Source organism: Nocardia brasiliensis (genome assembly GCF_042691675.1).
In the GTDB taxonomy this organism is placed as follows: domain Bacteria; phylum Actinomycetota; class Actinomycetes; order Mycobacteriales; family Mycobacteriaceae; genus Nocardia; species Nocardia brasiliensis_D.
In genome coordinates this window covers 2,253,823-2,269,826 of record NZ_CP170507.1, presented here as the reverse complement: position 1 = coordinate 2,269,826, position 16,004 = coordinate 2,253,823, and the positions used below count along the sequence as shown (strand labels likewise).

The following is a 16,004-nucleotide window of genomic DNA, read 5'->3' as shown; positions in this document are numbered from 1 at the left end:
GCCGCCGCGCTCGTCGCCGGCGAGCGGAGTATGCGACCGTGTCACCCTCGTCACGCTGACCGACCAGGATCCGGCTGCGGCACGCACCCGCGGAGCGGACGCACTCGACGCAACGCGGCGGCGGGTCTACGACGCTGTGACGGCAGCGGACCGCGCCGCCGATCAGTGACCGAACGATTCCGCGACCCGCTCCAGCCTGCTCTCGGTGTAGGACGCGATCTGGTCCACGATCACCCGGACCCGCGCGGTGTCATCGGCGGCGGCCTCCCACCATGGCAGCAATAACGGGTCGAGGCGGTGCGGCGCGGCGGCGAGCAGTCCCTCGGCGACAGCGTGGATGCGGTCGCGCTGGGCGGCTTGGCGAAGTTTGTGGTCGGGGTCGGACATGACGTAGCGCAGGGCGACGGTTTTGAGCACGGCCACTTCGGCGACGACTACGCGCGGGACCTCCAGGTCGGCGCCGTAGCGGGAAAGACTCGCGCTGCCCGCGGTTTCGCGGGTCGCGGTGATGGCGGCGGTGGCGAAGCGGCCGACGAGTTCGCTGGTGAGGCGTTTGAGCGCAACGGAACTGGCGAGGGTGCCGTCGTAGGCGGTGACCGCGGCGACGACGGGTAGCTCGGACAGTCGCTGAGCGGCGGCGACCAGTTCGTCCACCGACAGCGAGTAATGCTTGTGCCTGCCGAGGGTAGCCAGCGCGTCCTGTTCGGCGGGGTCGGCCAGCGCGCGCAGGTCGATTCGCCCGGCGATCACGCCGTCCTCGACGTCGTGCACGGAATAGGCGACGTCGTCGGACCAGTCCATGATCTGGCATTCGAGGCTGCGGCGGCGCTCGGGCGCTCCCTTGCGGATCCAGTCGAGGCGGTCGGTGTCGATGTCGTAGGCGCCGAATTTGGTGCCGGAACCTGTTCTGCCCCAAGGGTATTTGAGGGCGGCATCGAGGGAGGCGCGGGTCAGGTTGAGGCCCGCGCTGACGCCGTCGGCGTCGAGCACCTTCGGTTCGAGGCGGGTGAGTATGCGCAGGTTCTGCGCGTTGCCTTCGAAACCGCCGTGCGCGTCGGCGAACACATCGAGGGCCTTCTCGCCGTTGTGCCCGTATGGCGGGTGGCCGATGTCGTGGGCCAGGCCCGCCAGGTCGACCAGGTCCGCGTCGCAGCCGAGACCGTCGGCGATGCTGCGGCCGATCTGGGCGACCTCGAGCGAATGGGTGAGCCGGGTGCGCGGGGTGTCACCGTCGCGCGGGCCCATCACCTGGGTCTTGTCGGCGAGCCGCCGCAGCGCGGCCGAGTGCAGCACCCGGGCCCGGTCGCGGGCGAATTCGGTGCGGTGGCCGGACTCGAATTCGCTGCGCGGCGGGCCGAGTCCCGCGGTCTTGGCGCCCTCGATGACGAGCCGCTCAGCATCGTGTTCGGTGTAACCCTGCACTACTGTCCCGCCGTGTATCGGAAATCCGCCGCGAAGTGGGTGAGTTGATACCAGAGCAAAGCGCCTGTCTCCCTGGCAATTCCGTGCGCCTGCGACTCACGGGTGTATACCGCGGGCCCGGTCCTGGTCGGCGCGGTCCACGCGTCGAGGCCCTCGTCGCGGGCCATCGTACGGGTGCGCAGCGAATGCCACGGGTCGCTCACCAGTACCGCGGAACCCATCTCACGCGCCCGCATGGCCGTCGCGACGGCCTCGACGCTGCGCAAGGTGTCCGAGCCGGTTTCGACGGCGAGGATCTTGTCGCTCGGTATCCCGCGCGATTGCAGATAGTTCTTGCCGGAGGCGGCCTCGGTATACAGATCGCCCTCCTGCTTGCCGCCTACGGTGATCACCCGCGGCGCCACTCCCGCCCGGAACAGCCGGTAAGCCTGGTCGAGTCGCGCCTCGAACACCGTGGAGGGTGTGCCGGAGTATTGCGCGGCGCCGAGCACCACGATGGCGTCCGCGGTCGAATAGTCGTCGATGCGCGCCACCTGCCACACCCGGAACGCCGTCCCCCCGACCAGCACTAATCCCATCAACACCGACCCGACGACAAGTCGCCGAACCCACCGCAGCAGCCCCGCTCCGTGGCCGCGCGACGGGACGGGATCGGGCACCGAATCAGCTCGAGCGCGCATCGTTGGCGAATCCACTCCCCAAGTCTGCCAGTAGGCGTGCCGCGCCCTGGTTGTTCGGGCACCGCGCGTGCGCTCGTGACCCGCCCCCGATCGGCGCGCGAACCCGTTCACGGCACGTCCCCACAGAGATTGCCGACGCTGCACAGCGCTTACAAGCACTGTGCGGCGTCGGCAAACTCTGTGACTGCGGGGTTCGTCTGTGCGGTCGGTTACCAGCCGCGTTCGCGCCACTCGGCTAGGTGCGGGCGTTCGGTGCCCAGCGTGGTGTCGTCGCCGTGGCCTGGGTAGACGACGGTGTCGTCGGGATAACGGGCGAACAGTTTGGTGGTCACGTCGCCGTAGAGGGAGTCGAAGTCCTCCGGACTGGTGGTGCGGCCGAGGCCGCCGGGGAACAGAGAGTCGCCGGTGAACAGGTGGACCAGTCCGTCGCCATCGGTGAGGGCGAGGGTGACCGAGCCAGGGGTGTGTCCGCGAAGATGGATGACCTCGAAGCTCAGGTCACCGATGCCGAGGTGATCGCCGTCGGCGAGCAGGCGGTCGGGACGCACCGGTAGTGGGTCGGCATCGAGTGGGTGGGCAGCGGTGGGCGCTCCGGTGACGGCCGACGTCTCCTTCAGCGCCCACCAATGATCGGGATGCTGGTGAGTAGTGACGATCAGACCGACCTGACCAGGCGCTACATAGTCGATCAGCGCCTCGATGCGCTCGGGTTCATTCGCGGCATCAATGAGCAGCGCGGCACCGGTGGCCGTGCACTGCACGAGATAACAATTGTTATCCATGCCGCCGACGGACATTTTGACGATGCGAGCACCGGCGACATCACGCTGCTGCGGATTCGAATCCGCCGACACGTGGCCGGTATACGGGCGATCGATGGTGATCACCCCCTCGATGCTATCCACCCCCGCCGCCCCCTGCCATCCCCAGACCCTCCCACCCTCGCCACCCGCCCGTTGAGCAGCACCCTGGATGGCGGGGCGCGCGATAGATTCGTGCTATGTCGCTGCCGAATCGTGTTGCCCGCTGGACTGCCTGGGTGGCGGTCGGTCTGCTGATCGCCGGGGTTGTGGGAGCGCCGGGGGTGGCAGCGGAGCCGCCGATGCGGATGGATACCTATGTGGTCGATTCGGCGAAGGCGTTGAACGGCGGGCAGGTCGATCGGGTGCAGGCCGCGGTGGATCAGTTGTATGCCGAGCAGCAGGTGCGGCTGTGGATCGTTTATGTGCGCGATTTCGGTGGGCTCGGGCCGGAGGTGTGGGCGCAGCAGACGGCGGCGGAGTCCGGGTTCGGCGGTCGGGATCTGTTGCTCGCGGTGGCCACGCGGGATCGGTCGTACTGGTTTTACGGGGATTTGCCCAGCGGGGTCAGCGACTCCGAACTGGACAGTCTGTTGACTCGCGAGGTCGAGCCCGCACTGCGGGACGGACGCTGGGCCGATGCGGGCGTCGAGACGGCCGACGGGCTGAAGGCGGCAGTGCGGGGCGGTGGCACCAGCGTCCGCGTCCTGCTCGTCATCGGCCTTGTGCTCGTGCTCGGCGTGGGCGGGCTGGTGCTGTTTTCCCGCAAGCGGCGCCGCGACCGGACCAAGGCCGAGCTCGCGGCGGCGCGGCAGGTGGACCCGGACAACACGACCGCGCTGGCGGCGCTCCCGCTGCCGGCGCTGCACGCGCGTTCGCGCGAGGTGCTCGTCGAGATCGACAATGCGATCCGCACCAGCGCCGAGGAATTGGAGCTGGCGACCGGCGAGTTCGGCAGCACCGCCGCCCTCCCCTTCCACACTGCCCTCGATCACGCGAAAGCCGCTGCCGCCAAGGCCTTCTCGATCCGGCAACGACTGGACGACGAAATTCCGGAGACGCCGGAGGAACAGCGCACGTTGCTGGTCGACCTGATCGGCACCGTCGGGCGGGCCGATCGCGAACTCGACGCCCAGGTCGCCGAATTCGATGCGATGCGCAACCTGCTGATCAACGCCCCGGACCGATTGGATGGGCTGACAAGGGATCTGGTCGAGCTGACCGGCCGCATCCCCGCATCCGAGGCGGAACTGTCCCGGCTCACCGCCGCCCATCCGGCCAGCGTTCTCGCCCCGATCCGCGACAACGTGACCATGGCCCGCGAGCGAATTACCTTCGCGGAACAGAACATCGATGCGGGACGCGCGGCGCTCACCCAACCGGTCGGCAAGCAGGGCGGCGCGGTCGCCGCCATCCGCGCGGCCGAGGCGGCAGTCGGCCAGGCGGGCACCCTCCTCGACGCCGTCGACAACGCGTCCGCCAATATCCAGCAGGCCCGCGACGGCCTGCCCGCGGTATTGGACGAGCTACGCCGCGATATCGCCTCCGCCACCGAGCTTTCCGGCTACGGCGGCCCCGAGCTGGCCGCCGCCACCGCAGCCGCGCAAACCACCTTGGCCAAAGCCGAGGCCACCGCTACGACCGACCCACTCACCGCCTTCCACGACGCGGTAACCGCCGACGGCGAGCTGGACCGTGCCATCGCCGCGGCCACCGATCGCAAACTCGCCGCCGAGGATCTGCGGCGCAGGCTCGACCAGGCGCTGCTCAACGCCCGCTCCCGAGTCGGCGCGGCGGCGGACTACATCAGCACCCGCCGCGGCGGCATCGACGCCGAAGCCCGCACCCGCCTGTCCGAGGCGCAACGCAATCTCGATGCGGCACAACAGCTCAGTGCCACCGACTCCGCGCAGGCACTCGCGCACGCCCAAGCCGCCGCCGATCTCGGCGGACGCGCGCTACAGGCCGCGCAGGCCAGCGTTCAGGCCTGGGAGGCCCGCCAACCGCTGTCGGGCACGTCCCAGGCGGGAGCCGTGCTCGGCGGCATCCTCATCGACGGACTGCTGCGCGGGGCGGCGAGCGGCGGCCGCCGGTCCGGGTCCGGCGGCTGGAGCGCGGGCTCCTACGGCGGATCCTCGGGCTCGCGGCGGATCAGCCGGGGCGGCCGCTTCTGACGGTTGACCCTGACACCGTGTGAGGCCATAGACCAGGAGTCGTTATGTTCACCATCGGAGACTTCGCCAGACACGGACGGGTGTCGGTGCGCATGTTGCGCCACTACGACACGCTCGGCCTGCTGCGCCCGGACAAGGTCGACGCGTCCAGCGGCTACCGCTTCTACTCCGCGGGCCAGCTGGCCCGGCTCAATCGCCTTGTCGCACTGAAGGATCTCGGTTTCACGCTGGAGCAGGTGGGCCGGATCCTGGACGACCAGGTCAGTGGCGCGGAGCTGCGCGGCATGCTCACGTTGCGCCGCGTCGAGCTGGAGCAGCGCATCGCGGAGGACCGGGCCAGGCTCGTCCAGGTCGAAGCGAGACTCCGCATCATCGAGAAGGAGGGCGCAATGCCCGAGCATGATGTGATGATCAAGTCCATTCCCGCGGTCCGGGTGGCCGAGTTGTCCGCTACGGCAGGCGATTTCGAGCCGGATTCGATCGGCCCGGTCATCGGGCCACTGTTCGAGGACCTGTGCGCGCGGCTGGAGAAGCTCGGAGCCCGCTTCTGCGGCCCATCCATTGCCTACTACGACCAGCGCGGCGACGGCACGGTCCTCGTACACGCCGCCATGCCGGTCGATCTCGACCCCGGCGACCCTTACGATTTCACCGTCGTCGATCTTCCCGCCATACCTGAGGCCGCCACGGTGGTGCACCGAGGCAGCATGAAAGACGTCGATGAGCCCTGGCAGACTCTCGCCCGCTGGATCGACGAAAACGGCTACCGCATAACGGGTCCCAGCCGCGAGGTGACACTGGTGTACACCGAGGACGAGAGTGGCTGGGTCACCGAACTACAGGAACCGATCGAACCGAAGTAGCCCGAACATGATCAACGGGACTTGGTGGCGGCATCGCCCGAGAGCAACCGCCACCAAGTCCCGTTGATCATGAACCCCACGTTCGGCCGAGCTCTGGCGACGGGCCGTTCGCCGAGCGGTTCAGGGTGGACGGTTGACTGCGCCAGCTGTTCAAACCCGCACGGTGACCGTATGGAAGCCCGACGGTCCGGTCGGGAACGGTGTGCGGTACCGCCCCTCCTGAACCTCACCGGACCGACTGATCGCCCTGGCCTGCACGGTGTGCTCCCCCGGCGGCAGTTCCACCGTGGTACGCCAACGTCGCCAAGCCGCCGGGGCCAGTTCGGCGCCGAGATCAGCTGGCCGCCAGTCACCTTCGCCGACCCGCACCTCGACCGCGTCGACACCGTGCGGCGGAGCCCACGCGACCCCGGCGATCGTCGTGGTGCCCGGGGCGGTCCGCCCCGGCGCGGTGACATCGATCCGCGCCTGCGGCGTAACCCACAGCGGACCCGCGGGCCAACCGCGCCGCCACCAGTAATCGACGTGACTGTCGTCGGTGAGCTCCAGCTCGCTGAGCCATTTCACGCCGGTGTACTGGCCGTAGAGACCGGGCACGAAGACGCGCGCCGGGAATCCGTGCGCGGGAGTCAACGGCTCACCGTTCATGCCGATCACCACGTAGCCCGGCCATTCGCCCGACCGCAGCGGCTCGACCGGCAGTGAAATCGTGTAGCCGTCCACGGCTTTGGTGACCAGCCGGGTGGCCCCGGCTTCCGGGATGACATGCTTCAACAGACCGGCCAGCGGCACCCCGTACCAGCGGCCGTTGCCCGCCCGGCACTCGCCGGGACGGTTGTGCACGCACACCATGACGGCGTCGAATTCCACCGCGTCCTCGGCCAAGTCGGCCAGCGACAAGCGCAGCGGATGGGCGACCTGCCCGGTGATCGACAGCCGCCAGTGGGTCGGGTCGATCCGGGGCGGGCGCAGATTGACGTCGGCGACATACATCCGGCGAGCGGCGGTGACCAGTGGCGACAAACCGGGCTCGTCCTCCAGGCCGTCCTCGGGTACGACGCCGAGCGCACCCATCGGGCCGACTCGGCGAATGTCGTTGTCGTGCTTACGGTCCAGATCATGCTGCAACGTGTTCGCGGCGGCGAACATCCCGGCACCCGTTGCCGCCCAGGCCAATACACCGAGCACCCCGCGCGGCCGCCTGCGCACCCCGGCGGCGAGCACTCCCGCGGCGGCAACCGCACCGGCGACGGTAGACGTCGAGCGAGTCGGCAGCCGCGTCGCCAACGCGGCCGCTCCCGCCCCGAGCGCGGCCGCGGCAGGCGTGCGCAACCGTTCGGGCAACGCGCCGAGCCCGACGGTGGCCGCGAGCGCACCGGCGCCGATACCGAGCCGAGTGACGGCCTTGTCGTGCTCACCCGAGATCGCGACGGTGGCCTCCACGACCGACACCGGCGTGACGTCGATCACCGCCCGCCCCACGGTGTCGATCAGCGAGCCGCCCCTGGTCGCGGCGATGGCTTCGCCGACCCCGAGCGCCGCCACACCGACCGCGGCCGCCCCGAGCCCACTACCGCGTCTCCGGTCTCCGTTTGTCAGCACCGCTGGCACACCCGCTTCCAACCCGATAGTCCGCTGTTACCCAGCATTCTGCCCGACCCCGTCAACCTGCCAGCCTGGTTTCCCCCGTCCGACGGCCCAGGTAAGGGTCACTGCCCGATCGTCTCGGCGGCTAACGCGGTCAGCTCTGCGCGGACCGCGGCGAGCAGCCGGTCGGTGTCGGCACCACCGCCGAGTACGCCGACGGCCAGTTCGCCGTGGAAGGTGTAGACGAGGAAGGTGACCGCGGCGGAGGCGCCGACCGAGGGTCTGGGGTGGGCGGAGAGGTAGACGATTTCGTAGTCGGTGAACGCGAGTCCGGCGGGAGTGCGAAACGACGGGACGGCACCGGTATTGGTGACCGCGACGTGACCGGCCAGCGAGTGAATTCGGCGGGGACCGAAGAACTCAGGGAAGTGCAGCACCGACTGCTGTACGACGCCTTCGGCCAGGTCTTCGCGTAGTCGCTCGGAAATGCGTTGGGCCAGTTCGAGAACGTTCCCCGAGGGATCCACCTCGGCGGCGAACGACGCCAGTCCGGCCATGTTCGTGCCCTCTGCAGGTGCGATGCGCGGGTGGAGGCGCGGGCGCAGATCCACCGGATACAAACAACCCAGGCGCGCCGGATCGCCTGTGGCAGCGGCGGTTTCGGACGCGTACGCGCGCAGCAGCGCGGCGGTGACCAATCCGTTGACACTGACGCCCTCGTGGTGGCCGAGTCCGATGATTCGCGCCGTGGCCGCCCGGTCCAACCTCGCCCGTTCGGGCCGGGCGAGAGAGCTCGGTCCGGGGTCGCCAGCGGGGTCGACGCCCGCGCCTGTCGGCAATGGCCGCTGCACGCCCTCGAACCCGGATACCGGACCAGCGGTAATGCCGCGCTGCGCCACCTGCCATTCCAGCGATTGCGGATAGCCGTGCGGCACAACATTTATCGGCGCTGATTCGACGATATCGGTGTAGAAGGCCCAGAACCGCGACAGCAGCTCGACGCAATGCCCGGCGTCGGCGATGCTGTGATGCGCGAACAGCGTGACACGCCATCGGTCCGAGCCGGACGCCACCGCGTCCAGGTAGGCGAGCTGCGTCGCCGGATCCACGGGCGTGCCTGGCAACCCGACGGTCGCCACGTCCCCTGTGGTCACCGACGCCCCGACACGCGAATCCCCTGGGCGCAGTAGATAACCCGTGCCTTCCGCGTCTTCCCCGATCCGGCAGGTCACCACCGGATACGCCCGCTGAAGTGCGGCGAAAGCCGCTGTCAATGCCGCCGCATCGAGCTCCCCCGCCACCGACACCGACCGGCCCGTGTACGTACCGTGCCGAACAAACCGTTGTTCCGACGGTGCCAGCACACGCACCACTTCGTCCTCATCCCGCAACACACCGCAAGCGTGCGGTAACACCGGCGACGGCGCAAACCATGGGATGCGCAAGACTGGGCGGTATGAGTCTCGCCGCGCATCTGGAAGAACTCGGCCGTCCCCTGGTCGAGCATCAACTCGATCACCCCACCGTGGCCGGCATCGCCAAGGGTGACTTGGCGGAGCCGATCTTCCGGTCCTGGCTCGAGCAGGATTACCTCTTCCTGCTCGACTACGTCCGGGTGTTCAGCCGCCTGGCCTGGCAGGCCCCTTCGGCGCACCTCGGCGACCTGGTAGATCTGGCGCACGCCACCTACCACGACGAGCTGGCGCTGCACCGCTCGCTCGCCGCGGAGTTCGGCGCCGACCTCGACGGCGCCACCAAAGGTGTTGCCTGCGAGGCGTATACGTCGTTCCTACTCGACTCGGCCGCCACCTACGCCGAGGGCCTGGCCGCCCTGTACCCGTGCATGTGGGGCTATTCCACCCTGGGCGCTCGTCTCGCCGAGAACCCGCCCGCCGAACCGCGCTACCGCCGCTGGGTCGACACCTACGCCGACCCGGGCTTCGCCGACCTCACCCGCCGCTGCGCGCAAATGATCGACGAAGCGGGCGCCGACCCCGACCGCGCGGAACAGCTGTTCCTCGAAGGCATGCGGCACGAACTCGCTTTCTGGGACGTACCCCGCTGAACCGCTCGGCAGGCGAGAAATCCACGACGACACGGGAATTCAGGGCCGCAGGACGATCTTGCCGCGAGTATGCCGCTGCTCCAGCTCGCGGTACGCCTCTTGCACTTTGTCGAGCGGGTAGGTAGCCGCGATCGGCACTTCGATGGTGCCCGCCGCGGCGAGGTCGGCCAACTCGGTGAGAATATCGATGGTTGCCGCGGCGGCATTGCCGTCCGCCTTGACGCCGTACTTCTCGACGGCCGCCCAGTTGATGATCGTATTGATCCGCTCGACCGGAACACCGAGTTCGACGGCGATGTCCACGTAATCGGCACCGTAAGTATCGATGAACGCGTCCACACCCTTTGGTGCCGCGGCCCGCAGCCGATCGATCAGGCCGTCACCGTACGCGACGGGTGTCACGCCGACCTTCCGCAGCCAGTCGTGATTGGCGGCACTGGCGATGCCGATCACCTCGGCGCCTCGCGCCCGCAACAGCTGCACGGTGATCGAGCCGACACCTCCGGCCGCGCCGGAAACGGCGACCGTATCGCCCTCATTCGCCTCTACCGCTCGTATTGCCGCGAAAGCTGTTGTGCCCGAGACGAATAGCGCCCCCGCCACATCCCAGTCCAGTCCGGCAGGTTTAGGCGTCACCTGGTCGACGGGCACCACGACGTGCGTCGCATGGCTGGCCCGGTTATCGGTGAACCCGAGCACCTCGTCCCCGACTTCGACACCACCGACGCCCGCACCGACCTCGACGATTCGGCCCGCGAAATCGGACCCCTGCCCGGACGGAAACGTCGCGGGCCACCGCTCGTGCAACGCTCCGGTGCGGATGTACGCCTCGCCGGGATTGATGCCCGCCGCGACCACCGCGACCACCACCTGCCCCGGTCCCGCGGTCGGCGTCGGCACCTCGACCACCTTCAATTCTTCGATCCCGCCATACCGATCGAACTTCACCGCTCTTGCCATACCCCGCTCCTCGCTTCGGTGACGCACCGCACATCGAGCGTCAACGGTCCGCCTGGACCGGTTAATTCCCGCCGGTCGCATCCGGAAACCCGTCGACTCGCACTACCGCTGACTAATTGCGCGCACGCCGAGGACATCCGTCCTACGCTGGCAGTCGTGGGTGTGGAGCATGTGCGGGCGTCGGATGCGGACCGCGAGAAGATCGTCGAACAACTACGGCGCGCGATGAACGAGGGCAGGTTGACCCTGCACGAGTACGACGATCGACTCCAGCAGGTCTACGCCGCGAAGACCTATGGCGAACTGACCCCACTACTGTCGGACCTTCCCACCCATCGGGTCAAGCACCCCGGGGAGTCACCGCGCATACCGCAGTGGGTGGTCATCATGTGGATCCCATGGGTCTTCGTGAATCTGCTGTGCCTGCTCATCTGGCTGGCCACCGGGGCCGGTTACTTCTGGCCGTTCTGGGTGGCGGTGCCATGGGGCATGGCGCTGCTCATCCCGACGGCGATCGGAATCACGACGCGCGGCAACGGTTCCGGGCGGGAGAATCCACCGACTCCGCCGAGTCCACCGCTCCCCCCGCTGCCGCCGCGGCACTGAACGGCGAACGACCCGCACCGATCATTCGGTGCGGGTCGTTCACGTTCGGTTGATCTCGAACCCTCAGGCCCCCAGCAGATGCTGAGCCAGATACCCCTCGACCTTGTCGAGCGCGATCCGCTCCTGTGCCATCGAATCCCGCTCGCGGATGGTCACTGCCTGATCATCGAGAGTGTCGAAGTCGACGGTGATGCAGAACGGGGTGCCGATCTCGTCCTGGCGACGGTAGCGGCGGCCGATCGCGCCCGCGTCGTCGAATTCCACGTTCCAGTTCCGGCGCAGTTGCGCCGCAAGGTCTTTCGCCTTCGGCGTCAGATCCGCGTTGCGCGACAACGGCAGCACGGCCGCCTTGACCGGGGCGAGCCTGCGGTCCAGCCGCAGCACCGTGCGAGTGTCCACGCCGCCCTTGGCATTCGGCGCCTCGTCCTCGGCGTAGGCGTCGACCAGGAACGCCATCAGCGAGCGGGTCAAGCCGGCCGCGGGCTCGATGACGTAGGGCACGTAGCGCTCGTTGGTGGTCTGGTCGAAGAAGCTGAGCTCGGTGCCCGAATGCTCGGAGTGCGTCTTGAGGTCGAAGTCGGTGCGGTTCGCGACGCCCTCCAGCTCACCCCACTCGTTGCCCTGGAAGCCGAAGCGGTACTCGATGTCGGTGGTGCCCGCCGAGTAGTGCGACAGCTTTTCCTTCGGGTGTTCGTAGAGCCGCAGGTTGTCCGGGTCGATGCCGAGGTCGGTGTACCAGGAGAAGCGGGTCTCGATCCAGTACTTGTGCCATTCCGCGTCCTCGCCCGGCTTGACGAAGAATTCCATCTCCATCTGCTCGAACTCGCGGGTGCGGAAGATGAAGTTGCCCGGGGTGATCTCGTTGCGGAAGCTCTTGCCGATCTGGGCGATGCCGAACGGCGGCTTCTTGCGCGCGGTGGTCATCACGTTGGCGAAGTTCACGAAGATGCCCTGCGCGGTTTCGGGCCGCAGGTAGTGCATGCCCTCCTCGGACTCGATCGGGCCGAGGTAGGTCTTGAGCATCATGTTGAAGTCGCGCGGTTCGGTCCACTTGCCGACGGTGCCGCAGTTCGGGCAGGCGAGCACCTCCATCGAGACGCTGTCCGGGTCATCGATCTTGTGCTTGAGCGCGTAGGCCTCCTGCAGGTGGTCCTGCCGGAAGCGGTGGTGGCAGTTCAGGCACTCGACCAGCGGATCGTTGAACACGCCGACGTGGCCCGAGGCCACCCACACCTGACGCGGCAGAATCACCGACGAGTCGAGGCCGACAATGTCTTCCCGGCTGGTGACCATGGAACGCCACCACTGCCGCTTGATGTTTTCCTTGAGCTCGACACCCAGCGGACCGTAGTCCCAGGCCGATTTGGTGCCTCCGTAGATCTCACCGCTCGGGTACACCAGACCCCGGCGCTTGGCGAGGTTGGCAACGGTGTCCACCTTCGACTTGGGTGCCACTCGAGAATTCTCCATCCACTACGAGTCGGATTCGTCGGTTCGATTCGATTCGATGCATCCCATCGGGTGGGGTATATCCAATCGGTCGGACACAGCCTATCGGCCCTGCCCAACCTAGTTTCCACCGCACGGGCAACCCCCGGCACGGCGCGACTTCGCGCCCAGCACGGCGCGCCCGTTTGACATGCGCAACTGTGCATATCAAAATGGGATCGCTTTCCAATAAGGAGTTGGTGCCATGACCGCCGAAACCGCCACCGCCCATCCGCACAACCCGTACCGATCGCCCGCGCCGGCGCCGGTGCCCGCGCGGACCGTCCTGGAGGACGCGGGCGAGCTGCTGCGCGCCCTGGCCGCACCGGTCCGCATCGCCATTGTGCTGCAACTGCGCGAGTCGCCGCGCTGTGTGCACGAGTTGGTGGACGCGCTCGGTGTCACCCAACCGCTGGTGAGCCAGCATCTGCGCATCCTCAAGTCCGCGGGCGTCGTACACGGCGAGCGGTCGGGTCGCGAGGTGCTCTACGAACTCGTCGACGACCATCTCGCCCATATTGTTGTCGACGCCGTCGCGCACGCCGAGGAAGGGTGATTCGTGCCAGAGAACACGGTCGTTCCGCAGAAGCCGGTCGGCATCCGCAGCACCAGACAGCGCAGTGCGATCGCCGCGCTGCTCGGTGACATCGAGGAGTTCCGTTCCGCTCAGGAGTTGCACGACGAGTTGCGCAAGCGCGGCGAGGGCATCGGCCTGACAACGGTCTACCGCACCCTGCAGTCGCTGGCCGACGCGGGCATGGTCGATGTGCTGCGCACCGATACCGGCGAATCCGTCTACCGGCAGTGCTCCACCGGACACCATCACCATCTCGTCTGTAGGCGCTGCGGGCGCACCGTGGAGGTAGAGGGCCCGACGGTCGAGGCATGGGCGGGCGCCATCGCGAACGAGCACGGGTTCACCGAGGTGAGTCACACCATGGAGGTGTTCGGCACCTGCCAGGCGTGTGCGTCGGCGGGTAACGGCGACGGCCGGACGACCTTGTAATCAACCACTTTTCGACTGTGGCCGGGTAATACGCACCGGCCCTCACATTCATCGACAACCGATTCGAGCCGTCCTCGCTGGCGCAACCAGAGCCGCACACCTCTGGTTCCCGACACCCGAATGCAGGTGGCGGAAATCAAGAAGCGTGCGGCTTTGGCGGTGCGGAACGGGGTCTTCCGGCCACCCTCGGACGAGTCAGCTTGCGGTGACGGGAACCCGTGCCGCAGCGGGCGTTTCGTCGGTACGGCGGTCGCGCAGTGCGCCGATCCCGAGCAGCACGAGCGCGGCGACGGCCCAAATCACCAGCACCACAAGCGGACCCGCGGCTCCCGCGCCGTCGAAGAACGCGACCGAGCGCAGCAGCGAGGCGGCCGCGCCGGGCGGGAGAAGCTGACCGATGGCGCCCCACGGCTGCGGCAGCAGTTCCGGTGCCGAGGTGGCGGCGGAGAACGGATTGCCGATGAGCAGCATGGTCAACGCGGCAAGGCCGATGCCCGCACGGCCGATTACGGCGGCGAGGCCGACCACCGTACCCGCGACGGCGAACGAGACCAGTGCGGCGACAGCGGACAGTTCGAGGTAGGAACCCGGCACCACCGACATCCAGCCGTGGATGATCTCCATGCTCAGCAGACCAGCTACGACACCGAACGTGGTCAGCCCCAAGACTCTCCCGCCGACGGTCGGGATGAGCAGGCTGAGCAGCACGCCCGCCGCGAGTCCCGCCATCACCAGCGGCAACACCATGGCGCCGAACGCGGTGCCGCGCGGGTCATCGGAGTCGGCGGCCACCACATCGTCCACCCGGGCGGCCGGTACGCCGGACAACTGCTGACCGATCTGCGTGAGTTGTTGCGCGACAGCGGGACTCGCGGCCGAAGCGATCAGCACCCGCGGCTGGCCCGTACCGGTGACGATCGCGCCGTACACCTCCCGGTTCTCGATCGCGGTGCGGGCCGCCGCCTCGTCGGCCGGCCGAGAGATCTCGAAGGCTCCGGGACTGTGCTCGGCCAGCAGGCCGACCACCCGCTCGGCCTGCGGCCCGGCGACGGCGATGGGCACGTCGCGCGGGGCGATATTGGCGGCCGGCCAGGCGAAGGCGATCAGCATCAGCGCCTGAATCAGGGCGGCCCCGACGCCGACTGCGAGCGCTCGCTGCGTGGTGTTCATGACGTTCTCCGTAAATCGAATGTTCGTTCTCTTTCGATGAAATAAAGGTCGCACGCAGGCTTGAACTTGTCAAGAACGGATGTTCGTTTTACTTTGTAAGCATGCCCAGAGTCAGCGAAGAACACCTGGAACGCCGCCGGCAGCAGATCCTCGATGCCGCGCGCCTGTGCTTCGCGCGCAAGGGCTTTCACGAGACCTCCATGCAGGACGTCTTCGCGGAATCCGGGCTGTCGGCCGGGGCGGTCTACCGCTACTTCAAGAGCAAGAACGACCTGATCGCGGCGCTGGCCACGCAGACGACCGTCGGCTTGCGGGTACGGATGACCGAGTTGATCCGCGCCGATCCGCTGCCGACGCCGGACCTGCTGGTCCGCGCACTCGCGGAGCACATGGTCGCGCACAGTGGACCCGACGGCACGCTACGACTGGCCCCGCAAGCGTGGGCGCTGGCCCTGGTGCACCCCGAAGCGGCGGAATACGTCAAGGAGGCGATCCTCGGCATCCGCGAGTGCTGGTACGAATACACCGAACGCATGTGTGAGGAAGGCTGGCTCCCCGCCGACGCGGATGTGCACGCGGTCGCGACCGCCATCATGGGCGTGCTCCCCGGATTCATGTTGCAACACTTGATAATCGGCGACATCGACCCCGAAACCCTGGCCCTCGGCATCCGCACGCTGCTCCCCTACGGGCCCGCTGCCACCTGACCCTCGGCACTATCGAGCGTGGTCGGCCGAGGTCAGAGGCTGAAGGCGACCGCCCGCAGGATCAACGCGACCACGAAGACCGCGGTGAAGGCCAGGTCGATCGACATGCCACCCGCGCGAACGGGCTGTAGTACCTTCCGTACCGGTGCGATCACCGGCTCGGTCGCGGCATATGACAGGGCGCGGGGCCGGTCCGCCCAGGACGGGTTTTTGCCGAGCACCGCCATCCAGTCGAACACCATCCGAGCAAGCAGCAACAGGACGAACACTGTCAACGCGTACCCGAGCAGAGTGCCGATGAGGCTCATGCCGAACTCCTTCGTGGTGGCCGGATTGGCCTTCTTACCACTTTCAACGCCGGAGACCAGGCAAAAGTGTCGTGTTTGCCGGGTTCTCAGCCGACTATCAGTCGAGGAACCGGCCCAAGAAACTACCGGCAGCCCGATCCGCGCCGAGGCATTGATCTCCGGCATCGC

Annotated in this window: 16 protein-coding genes; 7 read left to right on the top strand and 9 right to left on the bottom strand. The window is 67.9% G+C overall.

The window, feature by feature from the left end:
- Positions 1-162: 162 nt before the first annotated feature.
- The 3 genes from ACFK0J_RS10565 to ACFK0J_RS10555 form a co-directional block, all read right to left on the bottom strand.
- Complete coding sequence (locus ACFK0J_RS10565) at positions 163-1,422, bottom strand: deoxyguanosinetriphosphate triphosphohydrolase (protein WP_378738886.1); 1,260 nt, start codon at positions 1,420-1,422, stop codon at positions 163-165.
- Complete coding sequence (locus ACFK0J_RS10560; protein WP_378738884.1) at positions 1,422-2,102, bottom strand: YdcF family protein; 681 nt, start codon at positions 2,100-2,102, stop codon at positions 1,422-1,424. Before ACFK0J_RS10560 ends, ACFK0J_RS10565 begins: the two co-directional genes overlap by 1 nt.
- Before the next feature lie 209 nt (positions 2,103-2,311).
- Positions 2,312-2,989 (bottom strand): MBL fold metallo-hydrolase, encoded by a 678-nt coding sequence (locus ACFK0J_RS10555; RefSeq protein WP_378738882.1) that lies wholly within the window; start codon positions 2,987-2,989, stop codon positions 2,312-2,314.
- Between the two features lie 113 nt (positions 2,990-3,102).
- Between ACFK0J_RS10555 and ACFK0J_RS10550 the strand changes: the two genes are divergently transcribed.
- The gene (locus tag ACFK0J_RS10550; RefSeq protein WP_378738880.1) at positions 3,103-5,076 is read left to right on the top strand and encodes a TPM domain-containing protein; all 1,974 of its coding nucleotides are present in this window, start codon (positions 3,103-3,105) and stop codon (positions 5,074-5,076) included.
- Between the two features lie 44 nt (positions 5,077-5,120).
- Complete coding sequence (locus ACFK0J_RS10545; RefSeq protein ID WP_378738878.1) at positions 5,121-5,939, top strand: MerR family transcriptional regulator; 819 nt, start codon at positions 5,121-5,123, stop codon at positions 5,937-5,939.
- 150 nt (positions 5,940-6,089) lie between these two features.
- Here the strand turns inward: ACFK0J_RS10545 and ACFK0J_RS10540 are convergent, their stop codons facing one another.
- Together ACFK0J_RS10540 and ACFK0J_RS10535 are read right to left on the bottom strand one after the other, a co-directional pair.
- Positions 6,090-7,541 carry a molybdopterin-dependent oxidoreductase gene (locus ACFK0J_RS10540; RefSeq protein ID WP_378738876.1) on the bottom strand — a complete coding sequence of 484 codons (1,452 nt, stop codon included), beginning with the start codon at positions 7,539-7,541 and terminating at the stop codon, positions 6,090-6,092.
- Between the two features lie 107 nt (positions 7,542-7,648).
- Complete coding sequence (locus tag ACFK0J_RS10535; protein WP_378738873.1) at positions 7,649-8,920, bottom strand: acyltransferase; 1,272 nt, start codon at positions 8,918-8,920, stop codon at positions 7,649-7,651.
- A gap of 62 nt (positions 8,921-8,982) precedes the next feature.
- Between ACFK0J_RS10535 and ACFK0J_RS10530 the strand changes: the two genes are divergently transcribed.
- Positions 8,983-9,591 (top strand): TenA family protein, encoded by a 609-nt coding sequence (locus tag ACFK0J_RS10530; RefSeq protein ID WP_378738870.1) that lies wholly within the window; start codon positions 8,983-8,985, stop codon positions 9,589-9,591.
- Positions 9,592-9,630: 39 nt separating this feature from the next.
- Here the strand turns inward: ACFK0J_RS10530 and ACFK0J_RS10525 are convergent, their stop codons facing one another.
- Positions 9,631-10,551, bottom strand: a complete 921-nt coding sequence (locus tag ACFK0J_RS10525; RefSeq protein ID WP_378738868.1) for an NADP-dependent oxidoreductase — start codon at positions 10,549-10,551, stop codon at positions 9,631-9,633.
- A 156-nt stretch (positions 10,552-10,707) separates the two neighbouring features.
- Between ACFK0J_RS10525 and ACFK0J_RS10520 the strand changes: the two genes are divergently transcribed.
- A complete protein-coding gene (locus ACFK0J_RS10520) occupies positions 10,708-11,157 on the top strand; it encodes a DUF1707 domain-containing protein (RefSeq protein ID WP_378738866.1) in 450 nt (149 codons plus the stop codon).
- A gap of 63 nt (positions 11,158-11,220) precedes the next feature.
- Here the strand turns inward: ACFK0J_RS10520 and ACFK0J_RS10515 are convergent, their stop codons facing one another.
- Complete coding sequence (locus tag ACFK0J_RS10515; protein WP_281427759.1) at positions 11,221-12,612, bottom strand: glycine--tRNA ligase; 1,392 nt, start codon at positions 12,610-12,612, stop codon at positions 11,221-11,223.
- A 238-nt stretch (positions 12,613-12,850) separates the two neighbouring features.
- Between ACFK0J_RS10515 and ACFK0J_RS10510 the strand changes: the two genes are divergently transcribed.
- Both ACFK0J_RS10510 and ACFK0J_RS10505 read left to right on the top strand, forming a co-directional pair.
- Positions 12,851-13,201, top strand: a complete 351-nt coding sequence (locus ACFK0J_RS10510) for an ArsR/SmtB family transcription factor (protein ID WP_378680133.1) — start codon at positions 12,851-12,853, stop codon at positions 13,199-13,201.
- Positions 13,202-13,204: 3 nt separating this feature from the next.
- Complete coding sequence (locus tag ACFK0J_RS10505) at positions 13,205-13,651, top strand: Fur family transcriptional regulator (RefSeq protein WP_378738864.1); 447 nt, start codon at positions 13,205-13,207, stop codon at positions 13,649-13,651.
- A gap of 195 nt (positions 13,652-13,846) precedes the next feature.
- Here ACFK0J_RS10505 and ACFK0J_RS10500 read toward each other — a convergent pair whose 3' ends face one another.
- Complete coding sequence (locus ACFK0J_RS10500; protein ID WP_378738861.1) at positions 13,847-14,821, bottom strand: hypothetical protein; 975 nt, start codon at positions 14,819-14,821, stop codon at positions 13,847-13,849.
- A gap of 101 nt (positions 14,822-14,922) precedes the next feature.
- Between ACFK0J_RS10500 and ACFK0J_RS10495 the strand changes: the two genes are divergently transcribed.
- Entirely contained in the window at positions 14,923-15,528 is a 606-nt protein-coding gene (locus tag ACFK0J_RS10495) for a TetR/AcrR family transcriptional regulator (RefSeq protein ID WP_378738858.1), read from the top strand.
- Between the two features lie 32 nt (positions 15,529-15,560).
- On the opposite strand, the gene ACFK0J_RS10490 is transcribed toward ACFK0J_RS10495, so the two are convergent.
- Positions 15,561-15,836 (bottom strand): YggT family protein, encoded by a 276-nt coding sequence (locus tag ACFK0J_RS10490; RefSeq protein WP_218475457.1) that lies wholly within the window; start codon positions 15,834-15,836, stop codon positions 15,561-15,563.
- Positions 15,837-16,004: the final 168 nt, after the last annotated feature.